This is a genomic window from Janthinobacterium sp. B9-8, assembly GCF_000969645.2.
Lineage (GTDB): Bacteria > Pseudomonadota > Gammaproteobacteria > Burkholderiales > Chitinibacteraceae > Iodobacter.
Map to the genome: position 1 here is coordinate 3,090,297 of NZ_CP014222.1, position 21,834 is coordinate 3,112,130.

The following is a 21,834-nucleotide window of genomic DNA, read 5'->3' on the forward strand; positions in this document are numbered from 1 at the left end:
CTCTAAATCTTTGCCTGCAAACCCAACCTCATCCAAAGCTCGGCCACACCGCTAGGCACGGCTTCGCTAAAGTAGAAGCCTTGCATCCGTTGCACGCCTAAGCCCTGTAAAAAGCGCGCCGTTTCAAGGTTTTCAACGCCTTCCACCACAATTTCCAGCCCAAGCCCTAAGCCAAGTTGCACGATAGCTTGCATAATCCGGCGGCCATCTTCAGTGTGCAGACGCAGGGCAAAAGACACATCAATTTTAATCATTTGTGCCGGCATTTCATGCAGCTGGGAGAGCGATGAATAGCCGGTGCCAAAATCATCAATCGCAATTTCAAAGCCAGAGGCGTTCAGCTGGCGTAAATGCCGCAGCTGGCGCGAGTAATCGGTGAGGGCCACTGATTCAGTGATTTCAAGAATCACATCCTCGGCGCGCAAGCGGTGTTGCATCAGCCTTTCATTAAGCTGAGTCACAAACTGCGGCTGAAACAGCTGGCTACGCGAGATATTAATCATCAGCTTTTGCGTTAAACCTGCATCACGCCATTCGCGTAATTTAGAAAAACTTTGCTGAATCACAAGCTCAGACAGCTCCTGGATCAAACCAACTTTCTCGGCCATAGGGATAAACAGCTCGGGGCTAATCCAGCCGCTTTGCTCGTCCTGCCAACGTGCAAGCGCTTCAACCGAGATCACCTCCCCGGTTCTGGCATCTACAATCGGCTGATAAAACACTTGCAAACGATTATTACGAATCGCCGTTGAAAGGCGCGATTGAATCGCCACATGCTCACGCCCAAGTGCTTTTAAATGCACAATATCGCTGTAAAAGCAGACATTGTTCCGGCCAGTATGTTTGGCGTGATACATGGTGTGATCGGCGGCAGATAGTAATTCTTCGCCCGATTCGGCGTTGTCGGGAAAAACTGCAAATCCTAGCGAAATAGTAGGCTGAGTTTCCATGCCATCAATGGTTACCCCCTGCCTTGCTGCGGTGCGTAGGCGATCTGCAAGCTCTCTCATGACGTTTAAATCAGTTAGATCGGGCATTAAAATCACAAACTCATCACCGCCCCAGCGTGCTAATACGTCATTTTCACGCAAAACGCCTGCCAGCTGCCTTGCCACATTCACCAGTAATTCATCACCAATCTGATGGCCAAAGGCATCATTGATTTGCTTAAAGTGATCCAGATCGATAAACCCCAGGGCCACTTTGGTGTTTTCCACCCGTGCTCGATCAATCGCGCTATGAATTTCGCTATCGAGCATCAAGCGATTAGGCAATTTAGTCAGCGAATCATAAAGCGCCAGCTGGGTAATATGCTGTTCGTTTAAATGGGTGATGGTGACATCACGCAGCACACCACGGATAGCAGACAACAAGCCATCAGGGGTACGGTGGGCAATCAGCCTGGCCTCCACCCACATATGCTCGCCATTGGCTTGCACCAGCCTGAAACGCTGGGTAACAGGCTCTGTGGTTTTTAGTATTTTTGATAAGGCCTCGACCATTGCAAGACCATCATTTGGATGAACCCAAGCAAATAAGGGCTGGCCCAAATCGCTGGCAACTTCTCGTAAATCAAGTGCGCGTAATTTGGCCCAAGCAGGCGTGGTGCGTACCAACTCGCCTGTAGGTGATAAATCAATCACGGCCTCTTCAAGCAAGTTCAGCGTATCCAGCATGGTTTTACGCTGCGCATCTTCAAGCATCAGTACGGTCACATCATGCACCAGAGCAACCGCATGGTTTTGCCCATTAGGCGCTTGCACAGGCTGCAGCCGTATAAGCAAATAAACAGGGCCATTCGGCGTTTGTACCGTGCAATTAAACTGGGCGCTTTCTTTATTTTTTAAAATACGCGGCAAATAATGCACCAGCTCAGATGCCAGCTCATAGGGCAGTACACTGATAATTGCCCGCCCCTGTAACATTTCAGCGGACGGCAAATCAGGGTGGCCAGACCATACACTGATAATCACTCCCTGCTGATTACACTCAAACACCATATCTTGCAGTACGCCCACCAAGGCACGTAAGCGTTGCTGATTGCACATCAGCTCTTGCTCAACCCGCTGCTTCACCAAAGCCTGAGCCACATGATTGCTCAGCATGGCTAAAAGCCTTAACTCACTACGGCTGCGTTGTACTTCCGTATCATTTAAAAAGCACAGAAAACCAAATGGTTCCCCCTTCTCAAGCAAGGGAATACACAGCAGCTGACGCACGCCAATTTGTGCCATCAACATTTGTTCAGCAAGGGGTAATTCTAAAAGGGATTTACTCAGCACCATGCCTACAGCCAGCGTGTCTGCCAGCAAGGGATAAGCGCTGTAATCGAGAGAGCGGCAAGGATCAGGGGTAAAGTCAGCTAAACGGGTATCGGGATCCCGCCAGGCCGACACTAAATGCGCAGCCTGATTGTCTGGCGTATTTAAATAAAAACACGCCGCACTGCTTTTAGAGGCTTCAGCCAAGATATGTAAAGCATCCAGCATGCCTTCTCTGCCGGTGTCTAGCAAAGCGGCGACCATGCTGTCAAAAGCTTCAAAATAAGTTTGCAACAACCCAAGCTCGCTCCGAAGTTCGAAATCAGGATCAGATAATACATTGCGCTGCACGGCAAACCTCTTTTGAAGAACACCCCGAAATGCTGACCCGGGGGCTCTGAAACTAAGCTGCGGGTTATTCCCGCCCTACAAAAGTATTCAGGGTGAGCATCAAGCCCACCCCAACACCTTACTCCGCCTCGGCTTTTTCAGCTTTTGGCGCGGGTCCTTCAATTACTTCAACATAGCCACACTCTTTTTGCGGACAAACCTTCTCAGTGCCCCGACGCTTGGTGACTTTAATCGTCATCACTGGCCATTTACATTGCGGGCAAGCCTCAGCAATCGGTGGATTCCAAGTGGCATATTTGCAATCCGGATAGGTATTACACGAGTAAAAGAGCTTGCCGTAGCGACTCTTTCTTTCGATCAGGCTACCTTTTTTACATTCCGGGCACTCCACACCGGTATCGCGTGGTTTTTCAAGTGGCTCGATATGCTTACACTTCGGGTAGGCCGAGCAGCCAATAAACTTACCATAACGCCCTACCTTGATATGCAATGCTGATTCGCATTTGGGGCAGGTTCGATCCGGTACGACTTCCGGCTCGGTAGGTGCGGTATCGGCATCATCCCCCAGATTGCGGGTGTAATCGCATTCCGGATACGTGGTGCAGCCAATAAAACGGCCACGCTTGCCTAAGCGAATCGCGAGCTTTGCCACGCCACATTTTGGACAGTCTTCGTCCATTTCTTCCTGGGTGACTTCTTTACGCGATAAGCCTGCTTTTTCTTCGCATTGCTTATGAAAGCCTTTCCAGAAATCAGCCAGCACCGGAATCCAATCGCGTTTACCGGTAGAAATCTCATCGAGCTTGTCTTCTAGCTTGGCGGTGAAGTTGTAATCCACATACTGGGTAAAATGCTCAGTCAGGAATTTATTCACCACTTCGCCGGTATCGGTCGGGGTAAAACGCTTTTTATCAAGAATCACATACTCGCGATCTTTCAGCGTTTTAATGGTCGACGCGTAAGTAGACGGGCGACCAATACCGAATTCTTCCAGAGATTTAACCAAAGACGCTTCAGTAAAACGCGGTGGCGGCTGGGTAAAGTGTTGCTCACCAGATAGCTTATCTACTGGCAGCTTGTCACCCACATTCAGTACCGGCAGACGCGCTTCGTCTTCTTCTTCCTCATCATCGGTATCTTCCTGGTAAACCGCAATAAAGCCGGGGAATACCAGAGTTTGGCCGGTAGCGCGGAAGATGGCGTCTGGGCCAACAGCAATATCAACCGCCACGGTATCAAACTTGGCAGCAGCAATCTGGCTGGCTAAGGTGCGCTTCCAGATCATTTGATACAGCTTAAATTGATCGGCCGTTAGGTAGGCTTTCACTTCATCTGGCGAGCGATAAATCGAAGTTGGGCGAATCGCTTCGTGTGCTTCCTGGGCATTTTTGGCTTTATTTTTGAAAACAACCGGCGCATTAGGCAGGTATTCTTTCTCAAATTTCTCGCCAATATACGCACGGATTTCATCCAGCGCATCGTTGGCCAAGGCCACCGAGTCAGTACGCATATAGGTAATCAAACCGACGGTTTCGCCGCCGATACTCATCCCTTCATACAACTGCTGAGCCGTGCGCATGGCGCGATCAGTAGTCATACCCAGCTTACGAACCGCTTCTTGTTGCAAGGTAGACGTTGTAAATGGCGCAGCAGCACTACGCGATTTCTTTTTCTTTTCTACCGATTGAATCTCAGCACTCTGACCGCTCAGCGCATTCAGAATACTCTCTTGAGTTCCCGTATCCGGGATGTCAAATTGCTCAAGCTTTTTGCCCTGCCACTGGGTGAGCTTTGCACCAAATTTGCTGCGACCTTGATGAGTATCGAGGTGTACCGACCAGTATTCTTGCGATGTAAACGCACGAATCTCGATCTCACGCTCGCAAATCAGGCGCAGTGCCGGGCTTTGTACCCGGCCAGCCGATAGGCCAGAGCGCACTTTGCGCCAAAGCAGCGGGGATAAATTAAAGCCAACCAGATAATCCAGCGCGCTACGTGCTTGCTGTGCATTCACGAGATCGTTGTCGATATCGCGTGGATTTGCCACCGCATTCAACACGGCGGTTTCGGTAATTTCGTGGAACACCACGCGCTTAAAAGTGCGACTCGCCGTCAGCAGCTTTTTAGAGCGTAAGATTTCCATGATATGCCAGGAAATCGCTTCACCTTCGCGATCCGGGTCAGTTGCCAGAAAGATGTTAGTCGATTCTTTTACAGCAGCAACCAGCGCATCGACATGTTTTTTATTGCGCTCGATGACTTGGTACTTCATTTTGAAGTCATTCTCGGTATCTACCGAGCCGTCCTTTCTGACCAAACCACGGACGTGACCATAGGAAGCAAGGATCTGGAAATCCTTACCAAGATACTTCAGCAGCGTTTTCGCCTTAGACGGCGATTCGACAATCAATAGATTTGCGGGCATGGGTCCCCGGCACGTTTATATATAAATTAAAGGACTGTCCCAGTAGCAAGCAGTGCATCCGTTTATGTCGGTAAACCTTTGTTTTTACAAAGATTTAAATCACAAAAAACACATCACTGACTATCGCTAAAGGCAGCGCATCTCACGGCATTTTGCCTATCCATTGATAAAAAAATAAGCTCTATGGATATAGCAGGAAATCGAGTGGAGTAACGAGAAGGGTGCTTCCTTTAAAAGGAATCTCAAAATACTTACGCCCTACTCAGGCAATCCGCTGATAGCGACTACCGGGCAGGGCGACAATGCAACCTTCAAGCTCCAAGGTCAACAGCATCGCGGATAGCCTGTCTGTCGTCAAGCCGCTGCGCTGTGACAATGTCTCAATATCCACAGGATCGAAGCCCATATTTTGTAAAAAAGGACTGCTTTTTGATGCACGTTGCTTGCTTGGTGCTTGCACAGAACTCGTCCAGCTCAGCTCTGATAAAACATCTTCTGCTGACTCAACTAATTTAGCGCCCTGCTTGATCAGCTGATGGCACCCCCGTGCCAATGGTGAATGGATAGAGCCGGGAATCGCCAACACTTCTCTACCTATATCTGCGGCCTGTTTGGCGGTTATCAAGGAGCCACTGCCCACAGTGGCTTCTACCACCAAACATCCCAACCCCAGAGCGGCGATCATTCGGTTCCGCCTTGGAAAATGATCAGCCTTAGGTGGGCTACCCAAAGCCAGCTCAGAAATAATGACACCATCGCTGGCAATCTGATGCGCTAATTCACGGTTACTGGCGGGATAAACCCGATCTAAACCTGTGCCAACTACGGCAATCGTAGACGAAGCTGCCGCCAATCCACCGCGATGTGCCGCAGCATCAATGCCTGCCGCAAGGCCACTCACAATGGTCAACCCAGCTTCACTAAAGCAACGGGCAAATTGCTCTGCATTGTCTAGGCCCTGAGGGGTGGCATTACGGCTACCCACAACAGAGAGCGCAGGCATGGTTAATAAGTCTAAGCGCCCTTTTACGTACAACAAGGTTGGCGCATCAGGTAAATCTAAAAGCCGGGGCGGATAAGCCGCATCACCAAGGCAGAGCAAGGTGTTGCCTGCTTCTTGCTGCCAGGCGAGGGTTTGCTGGATGGTTTCTTCAATATCAAGGCCATCCAGCCAAGCATCTAATGCGGGCGTGCTCAACACCTCAGCGAGCTCTGCTGGCGTAGCAGCAAGCACCGCTTCGGGCGTTTTAAAGCGGGTCAAGAGCGCAATCTGCTTTCTTGGCCCCACTTTAGCAATCGTGGTGAAGCGCAGCCAAAGCCGCACTTCATCCTCGCTCATCAAGGCGTTTTCACCTCGTCACCCACATTCACCGCTCGTGTGCTATCGAGTACTAGGCCATAAGCAAAGCCAGGGAAAACACGGTAAATAAATAAATTACCGTTTTTTTCTATTGGAGTGAAACGATCAGGCTCGCTGCTGCTCTCTTTACGAATTAAGCGGCCCGCTTTGTAATTAAAAAACACGCTGCCCACATCAACACCATGCTCTGAGCCACGGTTAATCACTACCGTTGTTAATGGGCCCGCTTCAGCCACACCGGCATAAGAAGAAACAATCCGGCCGCTCACCGGCTGCTCGGGCACATGAGGCACATAATTTACAAAAGGTGCTTCATTGGCGCGAATCAAACGATTGCCCACCAGAATTTCTTCTTTGGAAGACGTCAGACGCAATGTTGCTACGTCCCCTGTGACTTCTAAACGGGCATCACCCAAATACTCCACCTGATGGCCAATCACTCGTTTTCTATCCGGATCATCTGGATCGATTAAGTTTTTGCCATCCCGGAATACCTGCCAGTTGTCCCCTACTTCACCGACTAAACCAACGGCATAGACCTTATCGCCACTGGCAAAAATCACACGCTCATCCGGGCCAGCAGCAACACGCGGCGCGGCAGCGAAGGTTTCGCTATCGATCACCAAGGGTTTATTCAGAAAAGGTGAGATTGCCGATAAGGGAATACTAGGCGTTGCACCATCGCCTAAAGAAGTCGATCGAATACGCGGCGACATCTTGCCAGAAGCAGAACCCGAAGCTGTTTTTTCGTTCTTAAGCAAGCGCAGACGCGGCTCGCCACTGCTTTTATCAAGCAAGACCACATCACCCGGATAAATCCAGTGCGGGTTTTTAATATCCGTTTTATTAAGCTGCCAGATTTCTGGCCAACGCCACGGCTGCTTCAAAAAATGGCCTGAGATACCCCAAAGCGTATCGCCTTTTACCACCACATAACGATCAGGCGCGTTATCCTGCATTGCAAGACTATCTGCAACTGCAGTGCCAGATAAAAGTACGCTTGCCCAAAGTAGCGATATAATTGTTTTTCGCATGATGGCGATTTCTCTCCGCCGAAAAAGATGCTAGCCGAGTGCTTACATCAGTTTTTCGGAACATGTTTATGTTGATTACTGCATATTTTACAGCTACTAGCAAGAAAATTGCTTGTAGCAATCACAGCTCTTACTTGCACAGACTACTATGGCCATTCTAAATATTCTGCACTACCCCGATGATAGGCTCTACACCATTGCAAAGCCTGTTACGGTATTCGATGATCGCTTACAGCAGCTAGTTCGCGACATGAGTGAAACCATGTACGCGGCTCCAGGGATCGGCTTAGCGGCAACACAAGTCAACGTCCATGAGCGCGTTGTTGTTATCGATATCTCTGAAGAGAAAAATAGCCTAATGGCGCTGATTAATCCTGAAATCATGACGATGGATGGAAAAACCATGTGGGAAGAAGGCTGCCTTTCTGTGCCCGGCATCTACGAAGAAGTAGAACGCGCCGAGCGAGTAAAGGTCCGGGCCTTTGATAGCAAGGGCCAGGTTTTTGAATTGGCCGCCGATGGTTTACTCGCTATTTGCATCCAGCATGAATTAGATCATCTGGACGGTAAAGTCTTTGTAGAAAAGCTCTCGAAATTAAAACTGAGCCGTATTGTGCAAAAACTTAAAAAAAATCAGCGTAAAACCATGTAACTCATCACCTAGTGGCTTTCAAGCCTGAGATGCCGTGTTGCCACGCAGACAGGCCCTCAGGCTGGATAGCCGCACACTGTGGCTTTTAAAAAATGAAAATCATCTTTGCCGGTACGCCGGATTTTGCCGCTTGTGCTTTACAGGCACTCATCGCGGCGGGGCATGAAATTGCTCTGGTTTTAACTCAACCCGATCGCCCTGCTGGCCGCGGAATGAAGCTGAGTGCATCTCCGGTAAAAATGCTGGCAGAGCAGCATGGTATCAACGTTTATCAGCCGGAAAAGCTACGTACGCCTGAGCAACAAGCCCCATTGGCAGCCATAGCCGCTGACGTGATGATTGTAGCCGCTTACGGTATTATTTTGCCGCAAGCCGTACTTGATCTGCCTAAGCTGGGCTGCCTCAATATTCATGGCTCGCTCTTGCCGCGCTGGCGCGGTGCGGCACCTATTCACCGGGCCATTTTAGCCGGGGACACCGAGACAGGCATTACCATTATGCAAATGGATGCGGGGCTAGATACCGGCGATATGCTATCTATCCATCGCACACCCATTGAGGCACACGACACCACCGCCAGCCTGCACGATAAGCTGGCAGAGCAAGGCGCAGCGGCCCTTGTAGCCGCACTGGCAGATTTACCTGGGCTTCAGCAAACGCGCCAAGTACAGCCAGAAATTGGCGTCACTTACGCGGATAAGCTAAAGAGAGAAGAGTCGCAAATTAATTGGCAAAAATCAGCGGTCGAACTCGATCAAATGATTCGTGCATTTAATCCGTTTCCTTCGGCTCAAACTTTACTGGCCGGGCAGGCACTGAAAATCTGGCAAGCCACAATCAGCCAAGACAGTGGCGCGCCGGGTACGGTGCTTGCGGCAGATAAAGACGGGCTGCTCGTCGCGTGTGGCAGCGGATCGCTACGCATTACTGAGCTACAAAAAGCGGGCAGTAAACGCGTTGCGGCAGCGGCGTTTTTAGCTGGGAACGCGGTTGAAGCCGGGCTAAAGCTGGGGGAGTAAATATTGCTGCGTCCGTAACACCGCCACAGCCCCCCTAGCTTCAGATGAAGCCTGCATCGCCATGCGCGCCACTGGTTTTGAATAAGTACGATCTAAAGATTGAATTTTCTTAAAAAACAACGATCTGATAAAGAATCAATCTGATTTATTTGGGTACGCAATGAATAACTGGCTAAAAACAAGCATTCTGATGGCGGGGATTATCGCCCTCTTTGCCATGATAGGCGGCATGATCGGCGGCATGAGCGGCATGCTGCTGGCGCTGCTTTTGGGTGGTGGAATGAATGTGTGGGCATATTGGAATTCTGACAAAATGGTGTTGCGTATGTACAACGCTCACCCTGTTGACGCCCATAGCGCACCTGAACTTTATGCCATGGTGGAAGAGCTAGCCAGAAATGCGGGCCTACCTATGCCTAAAGTTTATGTCATTGATGAAGACCAGCCCAATGCCTTTGCTACCGGGCGCAACCCGGAAAATGCAGCCGTAGCAGCAACAACCGGCATTATGCGGGTGCTTTCTTACCGCGAATTACGCGGTGTGATGGCGCACGAACTAGCGCACGTTCAGCACCGGGATATTTTACTTTCAACCATTTCAGCCACCATGGCCGGTGCCATTTCAGCGCTTGCCAACTTTGCAATGTTTTTCGGTGGGCGGGATGCAAATGGCCGGTCAATGAACCCGATTGTGAGCATCGCGCTAGCTATTTTGGCGCCGATTGCAGCATCGTTGATCCAAATGGCCATTTCACGCGCCCGTGAATTTGAAGCCGATGCAGGTGGCGCACGTATTTCTGGCGATCCGCTGGCATTGGCCGACGCCTTACAAAAAATTGAGGCTTACGGACAGGGTATTCCCATGCACGCTGCAGATGCCCACCCTGAAACCGCACAAATGATGATTATCAACCCGCTGATTGGCGGTGGATTATCCAATTTATTTCGTACCCATCCTCAAACAACCGAGCGCGTAGCAAGGCTACATGCCATTGCCCGCGGTCAATAAACACGAAGTTCACGCAACGAGTGCCAGCCGCGCTTCTTAGGCGGCATTCAAGGCAAGGCTACGGATATTCGCAGCCCCCGCCCCATACCCGTGAACACCAAAAGATCATGTTTCACCTCGCCATTAAGAGACTATTTTGCTTGCTACCCAAAAATTTGCCAGCCGTGTTGTTGCCAGCGTACTTGCTGGTCAAAATCTAAACGAAGCCTTGAATAAAGTATGGCGGGAAGACCCTAGTCTGCTGCCGCGCCAGAAAGGAGCGATTCAAGATGTCAGCTACGGCACTTTGCGCCAGCTGGGCTTAATCGAAAGCATCCTGAAGCAGCTTTTACAAAAGCCGCTGCACGAGCCTGAGCTAAAAGCTCTGCTGCTGGTGGCTATCTATCAGCTGCAATTTAGCCGCTCAGCGCCACACGCCATTGTGGATCACGCCGTCACCGTGGCCATGCAAACAGGAGCAGGCCACGGCAAGGGCTTGGTAAACGGTGTGCTGCGTAACTTCCTGCGCCAAAAAGATGATCTTTTCAAAATGGCGCAAAATAGCGAATATGGCCAATATTCACACCCTGCCTGGTGGATTTCGGCCATGCGCAAAACCTACCCCAAGCAATGGCGCAACATCTTGCTGGCCAATAATCAGCATCCACCAATGACACTACGGGTAAATTTAAACAAAACCACCAGCGATGCCTATATTGCGCTGCTCGCTCTCGATGAAATCGTTGCCAGCTCTAGCGATGGCTTATCTATCCAGCTGCAAAACCCGGTGGGTGTTGATCGTTTACCACACTTTTTTGATGGCTGGGTTTCAGTACAAGACTTGGGCGCGCAATACGCAGCCCGAATTCTGGATCTGGCGGATGGCCAGCGTGTACTGGATTCCTGTGCAGCGCCTGGCGGTAAAAGCGGCCATATTTTAGAGCTGGCCAAGGTAAATTTAACCGCAATTGATAACGATGCGGCGCGCCTTAGACGGGTGCAGGAAAACGTAGACCGTCTGGGCCAGACTGCCACCTTACAACTGGGCGACGCCAGCCAGCCTGATACTTGGTGGGATGGTCAGCTATTTGATCGCATCCTCGCCGATGTGCCTTGCTCGGCCACCGGTGTGGTGCGCCGTCACCCTGATATTAAGTGGCTGCGCCGCCCTGAAGATTTCGCCAATTTCGCTCGTCAGCAAGCTCAAATGCTCGACGCACTTTGGCCTCTCGTAGCGCCGGGCGGCAAACTCCTGTACGCTACCTGCTCTGTTTTTGCGGCGGAAAATACCGAAGCAGCGAGTGCATTTTCGGCTCGTCATGCCAACGCAAAACAGCTACCTTTACCCGATTTTATTCCCGCAGATGGTCAACTCCTGCCGACACCGGAACATGATGGCTTTTTCTACGCCCTTTTTGAAAAAACGGCTTAATCGCTACGTATTGCGATTTAATCCATGCTGAAATCCAGCATGCCTGCCCGCCATGCGCAAAGCCAGCCTCGTCTTTTAATGCTGGCTTTGTTATGCATGGGATGGCTGCTTTGTGCATGGGTATGGGCAGATGCTGGCGATATCAAGGTGCAAAAAGCAGAAGCCAGCTTTGGCGATAATCGAATCGAGATTGCGGCAAAATTTGATGTTTCGCTTTCTAATGATTTACAAGAAGCGCTTAAAAATGGTCTTTCACTGACTTTTGTTTATGAATTCCAACTGACCCGCCCACGAATTTACTCTTGGTACCGGCAAGTATCCGATGGCTTTGGCCCCAATGCCATGCTCAGCTATCAATTGTCCTACCACGCCCTGACAAGACAATACCGATTGCATATTGGTAGTTTTTACCGCAATTTCCAAAGTGTGAACGACGCCTTAGCTGCGCTAGGCATTGTGCGTAATTGGGGCGTACTCAATGACAGCAGCCTTGCGCGTGATCGAAATACTGATTTTGCTGGCAAAGTGCGCTTAAAACTAGATCGCTCCCGCCTTCCTAAAACTTATCAACTCACCGCCTTTGGCCATGAAGAATGGCAATTAGAATCGCCGTGGGTAGAGCTATCGAAGGCACGTCCTGAAGACATCACCTCCAATGAGTAAACCCAAACTATTACTGCTCGCCTCATTGGGCGCTATTCTGATTTTTTTGCTTGCTACAGCCAGTGGCAACACCTCCGCCTTCGCCGAATATTACGGCTTGCTGCTTGTTCTTAATTTATTACTATTAGGCGGACTGCTGGGGTTAGTGAGCTTTCGGCTAATTAATTTAGTTAAAAAAGTACGAGCCAAGGTATTTGGCTCGCGGCTCACACTGAGAATGGTCTTGATGTTTGCCTTGGTGGCCGTTTTACCCGGCACGCTGGTTTACACCCTATCGGTGCAGTTTTTAAATCGCAGTATTGAAAACTGGTTTGATGTGCGTGTTGATCACGCTCTGGATCGCGGCCTTAATTTAGGGCATAACGCCATTGATTATCAGCTCAATGATCTAGCCAGAAAAGCCGCTATTATTGCGATGGATATCAGCGATGACAACAGCTCAGGCATGCTTTTGCGCCTAGGCAGGCTGCGTGAACAAACCGGCGTGCAAGAATTATCATTATTTAATGATGGCGGCCAGACTCTAGCCCATATTGGCAATGAAAATGCCAGCCTTTTCCCTATTCAGCCCGATCGCCTCCAGCTACGCCAAGCGCTACGCAGCCCTTTTAAAATCATAGAACCCATCAGCGATCAAGGGCTGACCATGCGTGTGCTGGTGGCTGTACGTGCCAGCAATTTTGGCGATAAAACACGGCTGCTACAGCTGGTACAACCCGTGCCCAAGCAACTGGCTGCCGATGCTGAGCTGGTCGAAAAAGTACGCAGTGATTACAAACAGCTTTCGCAATCAAGGCGAGGGCTCAAATTAATCTATAGCCTTACCCTCACGCTGGCGCTCTTGATGGCTTTACTCGGTGCGCTGGCCTTAGCCATTTATTTATCTGATCGGCTAGCTGCACCGCTCTCGGTGCTGGCAGAGGGCACCAGAGCCGTCGCAGCAGGCGATTACTCGCAAATGCAGCCCGTGATCAGCCGCGATGAGCTGGGAATATTAACGCACTCATTTAACCGCATGACACGCCAGCTTTCCGAAGCGCGCAGCACACTAGAAATGCATCAGGCCGAGCAAGCAGCGGGCCGGGCCCACTTAGGCGCTATTTTAGGCTCCTTGTCGGCTGGGGTATTATCGTTTGACAATGCTTGGCAGCTGCGCTCATCCAATCAAAGCGCACTGCGTATCTTAGGAATTGACCCCGAAAGAATAGGCCAGGAACCGCTCACAAACTGGCATTTACTCTATCCGGCACTTACACCCTTTTGTGCTCAGATCGCAGATAGATTACTATCTGAGCAAGACCATTGGCAGCATCAGTTAGAACTGGTGAATACCAAGCGTGTTTTACATGTACGTGGCACACATTTACTCGACCAACAAGACGAAAGCCACACTGGTTTTGTGGTGGTGTTTGATGATATTACTGATCTGCTTTCAGCCCAGCGTGATGCGGCATGGGGTGAGGTAGCAAGACGCTTAGCACATGAAATTAAAAACCCGCTCACGCCCATCCAGCTTGCAGCAGAGCGTATGGAGCATAAGCTGGCCGATAAGCTAGATACCGCCAGCGCGGAATTATTATCAAGAAATACCCAGACCATTGTGCGCCAGGTTGGCGCGCTTAAAGATATGGTGGATGCCTTTCGTGATTACGCAAGGCAGCCAAGTGGCAAGAAAAAGCCACTCGATTTACAGCAATTACTCACTGAAATTTTAGTGCTGTACGAAGCCTCTCCGCTGATTTTAAACAAAATGAGTGAGGAGCCTTTAATCGTGCTTGGCGATGCCACTCAGCTACGCCAAGTGATCCATAACCTCTTGCAAAATGCGCAAGACGCCATTGCAGGGCAAGAAAATTCTGAAAGTCCAAAACGAATTTGCCTTAAGATGGAAAAAAGCGAACGTTTTGCAAGCCTAACCGTTACAGATAGTGGTAGTGGATTTCCCAATGAACTTTTATCTCGCGTTTTTGAGCCCTATATCACCACCAAGATAAAGGGCACGGGCTTAGGTTTAGCGATCGTAAAAAAAATAATCGAAGAACATCAGGGCCGAATACAGGCCGGCAACAGGGATGAAGGCGGCGCTTGGGTACGTATCGAGCTGCCCCTCGCGGAGGAAGCAATTGGCTAGTCAGGATATTTTGATCGTCGACGATGAAGTCGGCATTCGTGAATTATTGTCGGAAATTCTGCAAGATGAAGGCTATGGCATTGTGCTGGCCGAAAATGCAGAGGCTGCCCGTAAAATCAGAAATCAATCTCAGCCTCGTCTGGTGCTGCTCGATATCTGGATGCCAGATACTGACGGTATTACGCTGCTTAAAGAATGGTCGCGAAATGGCCAGCTCACCATGCCTGTGGTGATGATGTCCGGACATGCAACCATTGATACCGCAGTTGAGGCCACCCGAATTGGCGCGCTTGATTTCCTTGAAAAGCCAATTGGTTTGCAAAAACTATTGGCAACGGTGAAACGCGCCCTTTCCTTGCCTAGCGAAACGGCAGTACGCGCCCCGACACTAGAGCGCTTAGGTGCAGGCCTTGCCATTCAAGAGTTGCAATCAACCCTTAGCCCGCTTCGCGGCAGGCCTGGCCCTGTCTTACTACTCGGCCAGCCGGGAGTAGGATTCGAGCACTGTGCACGCTTTTTGAATATGCCTAACGCGCCCTTTGTCTCGCCGCCATCTAATGAAGATTTAGCGCAGGCGCCGCAAGAGCTGCTCAATAAAGCTACGGGCGGCATCTTATTTTTGCGCGATTTAGCTTGGCTCGATCGCCGCGCACAGCAAGGCTTGAAAACCATTCTGCCTAAGCTGGAAAAACAACGCGTGCGTCTGGTTTGTGCCTCAAGCAAACCACTCAGTGTGTTGGCAAGCCAGCTTGAGCCTGAGCTTTTAAATTTTATTTCCCAGCTCAGCATCGCCATTCCGTCTTTGTCAGAGCACCGTGAAGATATTCCTGCATTGGCAGAAAAGCTTCTCTCTGATGCCATTGGCGTACATAAGCTAGGCCCACGCTTTTTTAGCCCGCTGGCTTTGCAGCTTTTAGCACGGCAAGTATGGGCGGGTAATCTGGACGAGCTGGCAAATGTGGTAAAAAGCGTGGCCATTACCAGCCGCGACGGGGAAATTGATAGCGCCCCCCTTGCTCGCTTACTGTCTCAGTTTGCGCCCAATGGCAACGTCAATACCGAAAGCCACAACCAGCATGCCTCGGGCTTGCCCAATATTGATCTGAGCTTGCCACTACGTGAAGCGCGTGATCAATTTGAGAAGCTGTATATCGAAAGGCAAATCGACCTATCCAACGGTAATATGAGCCGGGTAGCAGAGAAAGTTGGCCTAGAGCGAACCCATCTTTACCGTAAATTAAAGCAACTCGGTATCGCCGTGCCAAAGAAACAGCGAAGCACTGAGGAAGAGTGATGTTAGCCAGGCCCACCCCTCTTCCCGCCGATATAGACCGCTTGATTGCCAGTGCAGACGAAATTCTGCACAGGCAGGCGAATGAAGGCCTGCCGCTGGCAAGGCATGCTCTGATGCAAGCCAAAAGCATAGGCTATATCCAAGGGGAAGCACGGGCAGGTCTGCTGCTGGGCAGCGCGCAACTCATCCTTGGCCAGCAGCAAGCTGCGCTGGCCACCTTCCAGCAGGCGCTCACTATTGCGCAAGCCTCCTCCTTAGAAAAATCCAATCTATTAGAGCAAATGGCCCGCAGCCATCATGATTTGGGCGATACCCCACAAGCCGCCAAAATCTGGGGCGAATGCGCTCAGATTGCACTGGAAAACCAACACTTCACCGTGTTTATTCAAGCGCAGATCGGCTTAGGGCAAGTGCATTTTGGTTTTGAAGAGTATGAATTAGCCTTGCAATGCCATTACAAGGCCTTTGATTTTCTTTATACCAGCAAAGACCCAGTGCTTCGTTGCCAGGTGTATATCAATATCGTCATGGATTTGTATAGCTTAGCGCGCTTAAGTGAAGCAGAAACTATGCTGCAAAGAGCGCGGGATATCTCTTTAACGATTCGTCACTTAGATAATGAAAGCGAAATTTATCGTATCAGCGGCTTACTGCTACTGCAGCAAGGCAGTATAGAAAACGCACGGACAAACTTTGCAAGCGCATTAAAAATTTGCCTCCTGCAAGAAAACCCCTGGCATAAAGCAATGAGCCTGCTTGGTTTAGCCCATTGTGATCTGACCGGGCAGCTTTGGCACAATGCACGTGTCCAATTGGATGAGGCGCTCACCTTAGCCACGCAGCTGCAAAACCCACATTTGCTCTGCAAAACCCACCATGGCTTAATGCTAGCCTGTACCGGCCTCAAAGAAAACGCAGCGGCAAAAACCCACGAAATGGCCTTTACTCAATATAAAAAAATGCTTCAACGCCCAAACTAAATAAAAAATGATGAGTCAATCGGGGCTTATCATTTTTAAAGTGGGCATCAATCCACCGTGATCATCAACCAATCATTTTGCCGCACTCTTTACGCAGCACATCAAACACATCGCTAAAATAAGCAAAAGGTACACAACCCTGGGCAAAAAGGGCCTGTGTCCTACCGGCATTGATGCCTCCCCCCGAAAGATGGAAAACTACTGTGTCAAATATACTGATCCTTGGCGCTGGCCGTGTTGGCGCATCCGTTGCAGAGCAGCTGGTTCACGAGCGCTATAACGTCACCATTGTTGATGAAAATCCTGAAAGCTTAAAACCGCTCGCTGACCGGCTTGATCTTCGCACCGTGGTAGGCCATGCAGCCAGCCCTGCCGTACTGGCAGCGGCAGGTGCAGCAGATGCTGATCTTTTGCTCGCCGTTACCCCGCTTGATGAGCTGAATATGGTGGCGTGCAAGATTGCTTACGAGCTATTTAATATCCCAACCCGCTTAGCTCGGATTCGTGATCCGGATTTACTCGCCCGGCCCGAATTATTTAGTGAAAATAACTTTGCAATCGATCATGTCATTACCCCCGCGCAAATCGTCACCGATTATTTAGTAAGTCTGGTTGAAAACCCCGAAGCCCTACAGGTATTAGATTTTGCCGATGGCAAAGCCCAACTGGTGGCCACAAGGGTTGAAGCAGGCGCGCATATGGACGGGCAGGATTTAGCGACCTTAAATCGCCTCCTGCCAAAAATTGATCGACGCGTGGTTTCTATTTACCGTAAAGGCCACCGCATTCATCCCGATGGCGATACCATTTTGCAAGTCGGGGACGAAGTGTTTTTCCTTGCAGCCACCGAGCATATCCGTGATGTCATCAAGGAAATGCGCGGCACAGAAAAGCCGATCAAGCGCATTACCCTCTCTGGCGGCGGCAATGTCGGCTTTAGATTGGCGCAAGCTTTAGAAAACGACTATCAAGTCAAAATAATCGAATCGAACCGTGAACGTGCAAACTGGCTAGCCGAAGCGCTGCCCAAAACATTGGTGCTCAGGGGCGATGCCACCGATGAAGCCCTGCTGGAAAGCGAGCAAGTTGATCGCTGCGATTTATATTTTGCGCTTACCTCGGATGATGAAGACAACATCATGTCCAGCCTTTTAGCCAAACAAATGGGTGCACGTAAAACCATCGCCATTATCAATCGCTCACGCTATGTCGATTTATTGCAGGGCGGCAAAATTGATGTGGCGATCTCACCCGCGATTGCCACCATCGGCTCCTTGCTCACCCATGTCAGAAGCGGTGATGTAGTGGCGGTGCACAGCCTACGCCGGGGTGCCGCCGAAGCAATGGAAATCATTGTGCACGGCACACCGGCCACTTCCCGTGTGATTGGTAAAAAACTGGATGATATCAAGCTTCCTTCCGGCGCTGATTTAGCCGCCATTGTACGGGGAGAAAAAGTGCTGATTGCCCATGGCGACACCATCATCGAAGCCGAGGACCATGTAATTTTATTTGTAGATAACAAAACCCATATCCGCGAAATAGAAAAACTCTTCGCCGTTAAAATGGGGTTTTTCTAATGTCGCTCGCCCAACGTATTTTCCCCACCGTCAATATTCTGGCACGTGTATCAGGCATGTTTTCGCTGTGGATTTTGCTCCCCATTGCTGTGGCATGGTTTGGCAATGATGATGGCTTATTCCCCTTTATTATTTCACTAGCCAGTTTGCTGCTCTGTAGCATGGCTTTAGCCATTCTGACCCACGGCTATAAGCGGGAAATGAAAGCACGGGATGGTTTTGTTTTAGTAGTAGGCCTATGGACGGTGCTACCTGCCGTTTCTGCCCTGCCGCTGCTGCTATTCAATCCCTCACTCTCCTTCACCCACGCCTACTTTGAAACCATGTCGGCTCTCACCACCACAGGGGCCACGGTGCTCACGGGGCTCGATCAGCTGCCCCCTTCGATTAATTTATGGCGACATTTGCTTAACTGGCTGGGCGGGATGGGAATTATCGTGCTGGCCGTTGCCATCTTGCCCATGCTGGGTGTGGGCGGGCTTCAGCTCTTTAAAGCCGAAACCCCCGGCCCCATCAAAGACGCCAAGCTCACCCCACGCATTAGGGAAACAGCACGTAATCTGTGGATGGTCTACGCAGGGCTCACACTGGCTTGCATTCTGCTGCTTAAATTTGTAGGTGGCATGAGTTGGCTGGATGCGGTTTGCCATGCTTTTGCTGCGATGTGTCTGGGCGGGTTTTCTACGCATGATGCCAGTGTGGGCTATTTTAACTCCCCCATTATCGAAGCCATTTTAATTATATTTATGCTGCTCGCCGCCACCAACTTTGCTACACACTATGTAGCGCTGAGTGGCCGCAAACTATCTACCTACTTAAAAGACTCTGAATTTAAAGCCATGCTGTTGCTGATTCTGATCAGCACACTGGGCTGCGCCGCGTATTTGGTTCAGCAAAACACCTATACCGATTACCTGACCTCATTAAGGCATGTGGCATTTAATCTGGTATCGATTGCTACAGACTCTGGTTTTGCCAGCGTAGATTTTGGTATGTGGCCCATTTTTGTGCCGCTCCTGATGTTATTTTTATCCTGCATCACCGCCTGCTCTGGCTCTACAGGTGGCGGGATTAAAATGATTCGCACCCTCATTATGATGCGCGAATCCAACCGACAAATGTCCAGCTTGCTGCACCCCAGCGCCGTGCATCCGCTGCGGGTCAATGGCATGGCGATCCCTAATCAAATTATTTTTGCGGTGATGGGTTTTGTCTTTTTATACGCCATGAGTATCGTAGGGCTCACCTTTTTACTGCTGCTCACGGGGCTTGATTTTCTCTCCAGCTTTACCGCTGTCATTGCCTGCATCAACAATGCGGGCCCCGGCCTTGGCGTGGTTGGCCCAGCCTCTAATTATGGCGTGCTCAGCGATATTCAAATCTGGATTTGCAACTTCGCCATGCTGCTTGGGCGATTAGAAGTGTTTTCCCTGCTGATCTTATTTACCCGTGCCTTCTGGAAATCCTAAGCAAAGGACTGGGGATGTTAAGGTAATACGCCATTTTAAGGCGCTGATGTAAGCTGTTAAACTGCGTTTGTATTGGCTCACCCCGAGCCCATTACCGTACACAACAGCGATCTGCAGAGCCTTAAAATGGATGTCTTTATCACCGGTTTTTTACTGTCTATTTCTCTTTGCCTTGATCTTGGCATTGTCAACGTAGCACTGATCGACACCAGCTTGAAACACGGCCCACGCCCCGCGCTATGGATGGGCCTTGGCTCTTGTTTTGGCGATATGGTATGGGCGATTGTTTCCCTCTTAGGGATGAGCATTTTGCTGCAATTTACGGCAGTTAAATGGATCACTTGGCTAGGCGGTGGCTCGCTCTTACTTTTCCTCGCCGTCAAAATGGCGCGCCAAGCCTGGCAAGATGCCAAACAAATAGAAAGTACCACGCTACCGAAGGCAGGCCGACGAGGCATGTTTGGCCGCGGCATGATGCTGGCGATGGCATCGCCCTCATCCATCCTTTGGTTTGCTGCCGTAGGTGGCAGCCTGATTGCGCAAGCCACCGATGGCAGCATGCTCTCTACCGCACGGTTTCTTTGCGGCTTTTTTGCCGGCGGCATGGCTTGGACTTTACTGATGGTTTACAGCGCCACCCACGGTGCCAAGCTATTTGGTCAGCGCTTTACTCAGGGCTGCCTGCTGCTATCGGCCCTGCTTTACCTGTGGTTTGCGGGCTTGGTATTGGTTAATGGCTATCGTAATTTGCTGTAATAGGCCGACTAAAGCCGCTCTTCGGCTCATTAACCCCCCATACCGAACTCCGCCTCATCTTTATTGCAGTGCACTTTTTTGAATGATAACGATTATTGTAATTTTTACGAATTAAATTACAGACTATCCATTCAAAAATCAAAAAATTAAGTAATTTTTTACAGAATTAACCTAAATAAACTTCTCGCTGGGCATGGCCGATTTAAAAAAGAAAATTGCCGCCATCAAGCTGGCCGAAACTGGTTATTTACTGATTATTGATGCAGGTAAAACCTAGGTAAAGCACTGGTCCACCCCACCATGAGCAATAAAGATTTACTTAAAGATCCTAATACCCAAGTCTTGAAACACGGAGGACACACAGAGTTTCACGGAGAAAAGAAAATTGAGAATGAAAACCTGTGGTTAGCTGATTTATTCGCCTATTTGGAGTGAATAAATCAGCTAACCCAACCTACAAGTACATACCTATAGCGCCCCATACAGCAAGCAATTAAAACGCTGGAACCACCGCGCCTGCGTATTTGCCTTCGATAAAGGTTTTAACTTGCTGGCTAGTTAAAGCTGCGGCCAATTTTTTAATGGCTGCACTGTCTTTATTATCCGGGCGGGCGACGAGGTAATTCACATAGGGCGAGCTGCGATCTTCCAGCGCTAATGAATCTTTAACCGGATTAAGCTTTGCTTCCAATGCGTAATTAGTATTGATCAGCGCTAAATCAACCTGATCTAAAACACGGGCCAACATGGCTGCATCTAATTCACGGAATTTCAGTTTCTTTGGATTATCCACCACGTCTTTAGGTGTAGATAAAGCATTTGTTGGGTCTTTCAGTTTTAATAAACCAGATTTTTGCAGCAGTAATAAAGCACGGCCGCTATTGCTGCCTTCATTAGGGATAGCAACGGTTGCGCCGTTTGGTAAATCTTTTAATGACTTATATTTGCGCGAATAAGCGCCAAATGGCTCTACGTGTACGCCAGCAACAATCACCAGATTAGTGCCCTTGCCTTTATTAAAGTTATCCAGATATGGCTTAGTTTGGAAGTAATTGGCATCAATATTTTTTTGATCAACCTGCAAATTAGGCTGCACATAATCAGTAAATACTTTGATTTGTAAATCAACGCCTTCTTTAGCTAACTGAGGTTTTACTAATTCTAAAATTTCTGCATGAGGTACAGCAGTTGCAGCAATCGTGAGTTTTTCTGCTGCTTGTGCAAAGCCCGTTGCCAATAAAGCCGCCAGAGCGCTAAGAACCAGAGTTTTTTTCATTTTAATTCCTTAGGGAGATATGAGGCTGTGTCTTGATCTGTCTGAAGTCTAACAAGCATTATTCACACCAAGAAGAAATATTAAATAACTTACATATAACAAAACAAGCTATAAACCATACCATGAACATTATTTAAGACCACCAATACGGCGGCTCTACTGA

Annotated in this window: 16 protein-coding genes and 2 pseudogenes; 13 read left to right on the plus strand and 5 right to left on the minus strand. The window is 49.6% G+C overall.

Annotated features, from left to right (window positions below):
• Nucleotides 1-2: 2 nt before the first annotated feature.
• The 4 genes from VN23_RS13870 to VN23_RS13885 all read right to left on the minus strand — a co-directional run bounded on the left by VN23_RS13870 (nt 3) and on the right by VN23_RS13885 (nt 7,431).
• Entirely contained in the window at nt 3-2,612 is a 2,610-nt protein-coding gene (locus VN23_RS13870; RefSeq protein ID WP_052746644.1) for a bifunctional diguanylate cyclase/phosphodiesterase, read from the minus strand.
• Nucleotides 2,613-2,730: 118 nt separating this feature from the next.
• Nucleotides 2,731-5,037, minus strand: a complete 2,307-nt coding sequence (topA, locus tag VN23_RS13875) for a type I DNA topoisomerase (protein WP_046352421.1) — start codon at nt 5,035-5,037, stop codon at nt 2,731-2,733.
• Between the two features lie 262 nt (nt 5,038-5,299).
• Nucleotides 5,300-6,376 carry a DNA-processing protein DprA gene (gene dprA / locus VN23_RS13880; RefSeq protein WP_046352422.1) on the minus strand — a complete coding sequence of 359 codons (1,077 nt, stop codon included), beginning with the start codon at nt 6,374-6,376 and terminating at the stop codon, nt 5,300-5,302.
• Nucleotides 6,376-7,431, minus strand: coding sequence for a LysM peptidoglycan-binding domain-containing protein (locus VN23_RS13885; RefSeq protein ID WP_046352423.1), 1,056 nt, complete (start codon nt 7,429-7,431; stop codon nt 6,376-6,378). Before VN23_RS13885 ends, dprA begins: the two co-directional genes overlap by 1 nt.
• Nucleotides 7,432-7,579: 148 nt before the next feature.
• Here VN23_RS13885 and def point away from each other — a divergent pair, with 148 nt between their 5' ends.
• The 13 genes and pseudogenes from def to VN23_RS13940 all read left to right on the plus strand — a co-directional run bounded on the left by def (nt 7,580) and on the right by VN23_RS13940 (nt 20,395).
• Entirely contained in the window at nt 7,580-8,083 is a 504-nt protein-coding gene (gene def / locus VN23_RS13890; protein WP_046352424.1) for a peptide deformylase, read from the plus strand.
• 92 nt (nt 8,084-8,175) lie between these two features.
• Entirely contained in the window at nt 8,176-9,102 is a 927-nt protein-coding gene (gene fmt, locus VN23_RS13895; RefSeq protein WP_046352425.1) for a methionyl-tRNA formyltransferase, read from the plus strand.
• Nucleotides 9,103-9,262: 160 nt separating this feature from the next.
• The gene (gene htpX, locus VN23_RS13900; protein ID WP_046352426.1) at nt 9,263-10,111 is read left to right on the plus strand and encodes a zinc metalloprotease HtpX; all 849 of its coding nucleotides are present in this window, start codon (nt 9,263-9,265) and stop codon (nt 10,109-10,111) included.
• A gap of 136 nt (nt 10,112-10,247) precedes the next feature.
• Complete coding sequence (rsmB, locus tag VN23_RS13905) at nt 10,248-11,522, plus strand: 16S rRNA (cytosine(967)-C(5))-methyltransferase RsmB (RefSeq protein ID WP_046352427.1); 1,275 nt, start codon at nt 10,248-10,250, stop codon at nt 11,520-11,522.
• A gap of 24 nt (nt 11,523-11,546) precedes the next feature.
• Nucleotides 11,547-12,185 carry a DUF4390 domain-containing protein gene (locus VN23_RS13910; RefSeq protein ID WP_046352428.1) on the plus strand — a complete coding sequence of 213 codons (639 nt, stop codon included), beginning with the start codon at nt 11,547-11,549 and terminating at the stop codon, nt 12,183-12,185.
• Nucleotides 12,178-14,316, plus strand: a complete 2,139-nt coding sequence (locus VN23_RS13915; protein WP_046352429.1) for a sensor histidine kinase — start codon at nt 12,178-12,180, stop codon at nt 14,314-14,316. The genes VN23_RS13910 and VN23_RS13915 overlap by 8 nt, the downstream gene beginning before the upstream one ends.
• Nucleotides 14,258-15,109, plus strand: a pseudogene (locus VN23_RS22475) (response regulator); the annotation flags it as partial. The gene VN23_RS13915 and the pseudogene VN23_RS22475, both read left to right, overlap by 59 nt.
• 27 nt (nt 15,110-15,136) lie before the next feature.
• Nucleotides 15,137-15,352, plus strand: a pseudogene (locus VN23_RS22480) (AAA family ATPase); the annotation flags it as partial.
• A 72-nt stretch (nt 15,353-15,424) separates the two neighbouring features.
• On the plus strand, nt 15,425-15,610 hold the full coding sequence (locus tag VN23_RS22175; protein ID WP_442905457.1) for a helix-turn-helix domain-containing protein: 186 nt from the start codon (nt 15,425-15,427) through the stop codon (nt 15,608-15,610).
• Nucleotides 15,610-16,590, plus strand: coding sequence for a hypothetical protein (locus tag VN23_RS13925; protein WP_046352431.1), 981 nt, complete (start codon nt 15,610-15,612; stop codon nt 16,588-16,590). The genes VN23_RS22175 and VN23_RS13925 overlap by 1 nt, the downstream gene beginning before the upstream one ends.
• A gap of 203 nt (nt 16,591-16,793) precedes the next feature.
• A complete protein-coding gene (gene trkA, locus VN23_RS13930; RefSeq protein ID WP_231743263.1) occupies nt 16,794-18,170 on the plus strand; it encodes a Trk system potassium transporter TrkA in 1,377 nt (458 codons plus the stop codon).
• Nucleotides 18,170-19,639, plus strand: coding sequence for a TrkH family potassium uptake protein (locus tag VN23_RS13935; RefSeq protein WP_046352433.1), 1,470 nt, complete (start codon nt 18,170-18,172; stop codon nt 19,637-19,639). Before trkA ends, VN23_RS13935 begins: the two co-directional genes overlap by 1 nt.
• Before the next feature lie 126 nt (nt 19,640-19,765).
• Complete coding sequence (locus VN23_RS13940; protein ID WP_046352434.1) at nt 19,766-20,395, plus strand: LysE family translocator; 630 nt, start codon at nt 19,766-19,768, stop codon at nt 20,393-20,395.
• Between the two features lie 493 nt (nt 20,396-20,888).
• Here the strand turns inward: VN23_RS13940 and VN23_RS13945 are convergent, their stop codons facing one another.
• Nucleotides 20,889-21,671: a MetQ/NlpA family ABC transporter substrate-binding protein gene (locus VN23_RS13945; RefSeq protein WP_046352435.1), complete on the minus strand. Its 783-nt coding sequence runs from the start codon at nt 21,669-21,671 to the stop codon at nt 20,889-20,891.
• Between the last annotated feature and the right edge of the window lie 163 nt (nt 21,672-21,834).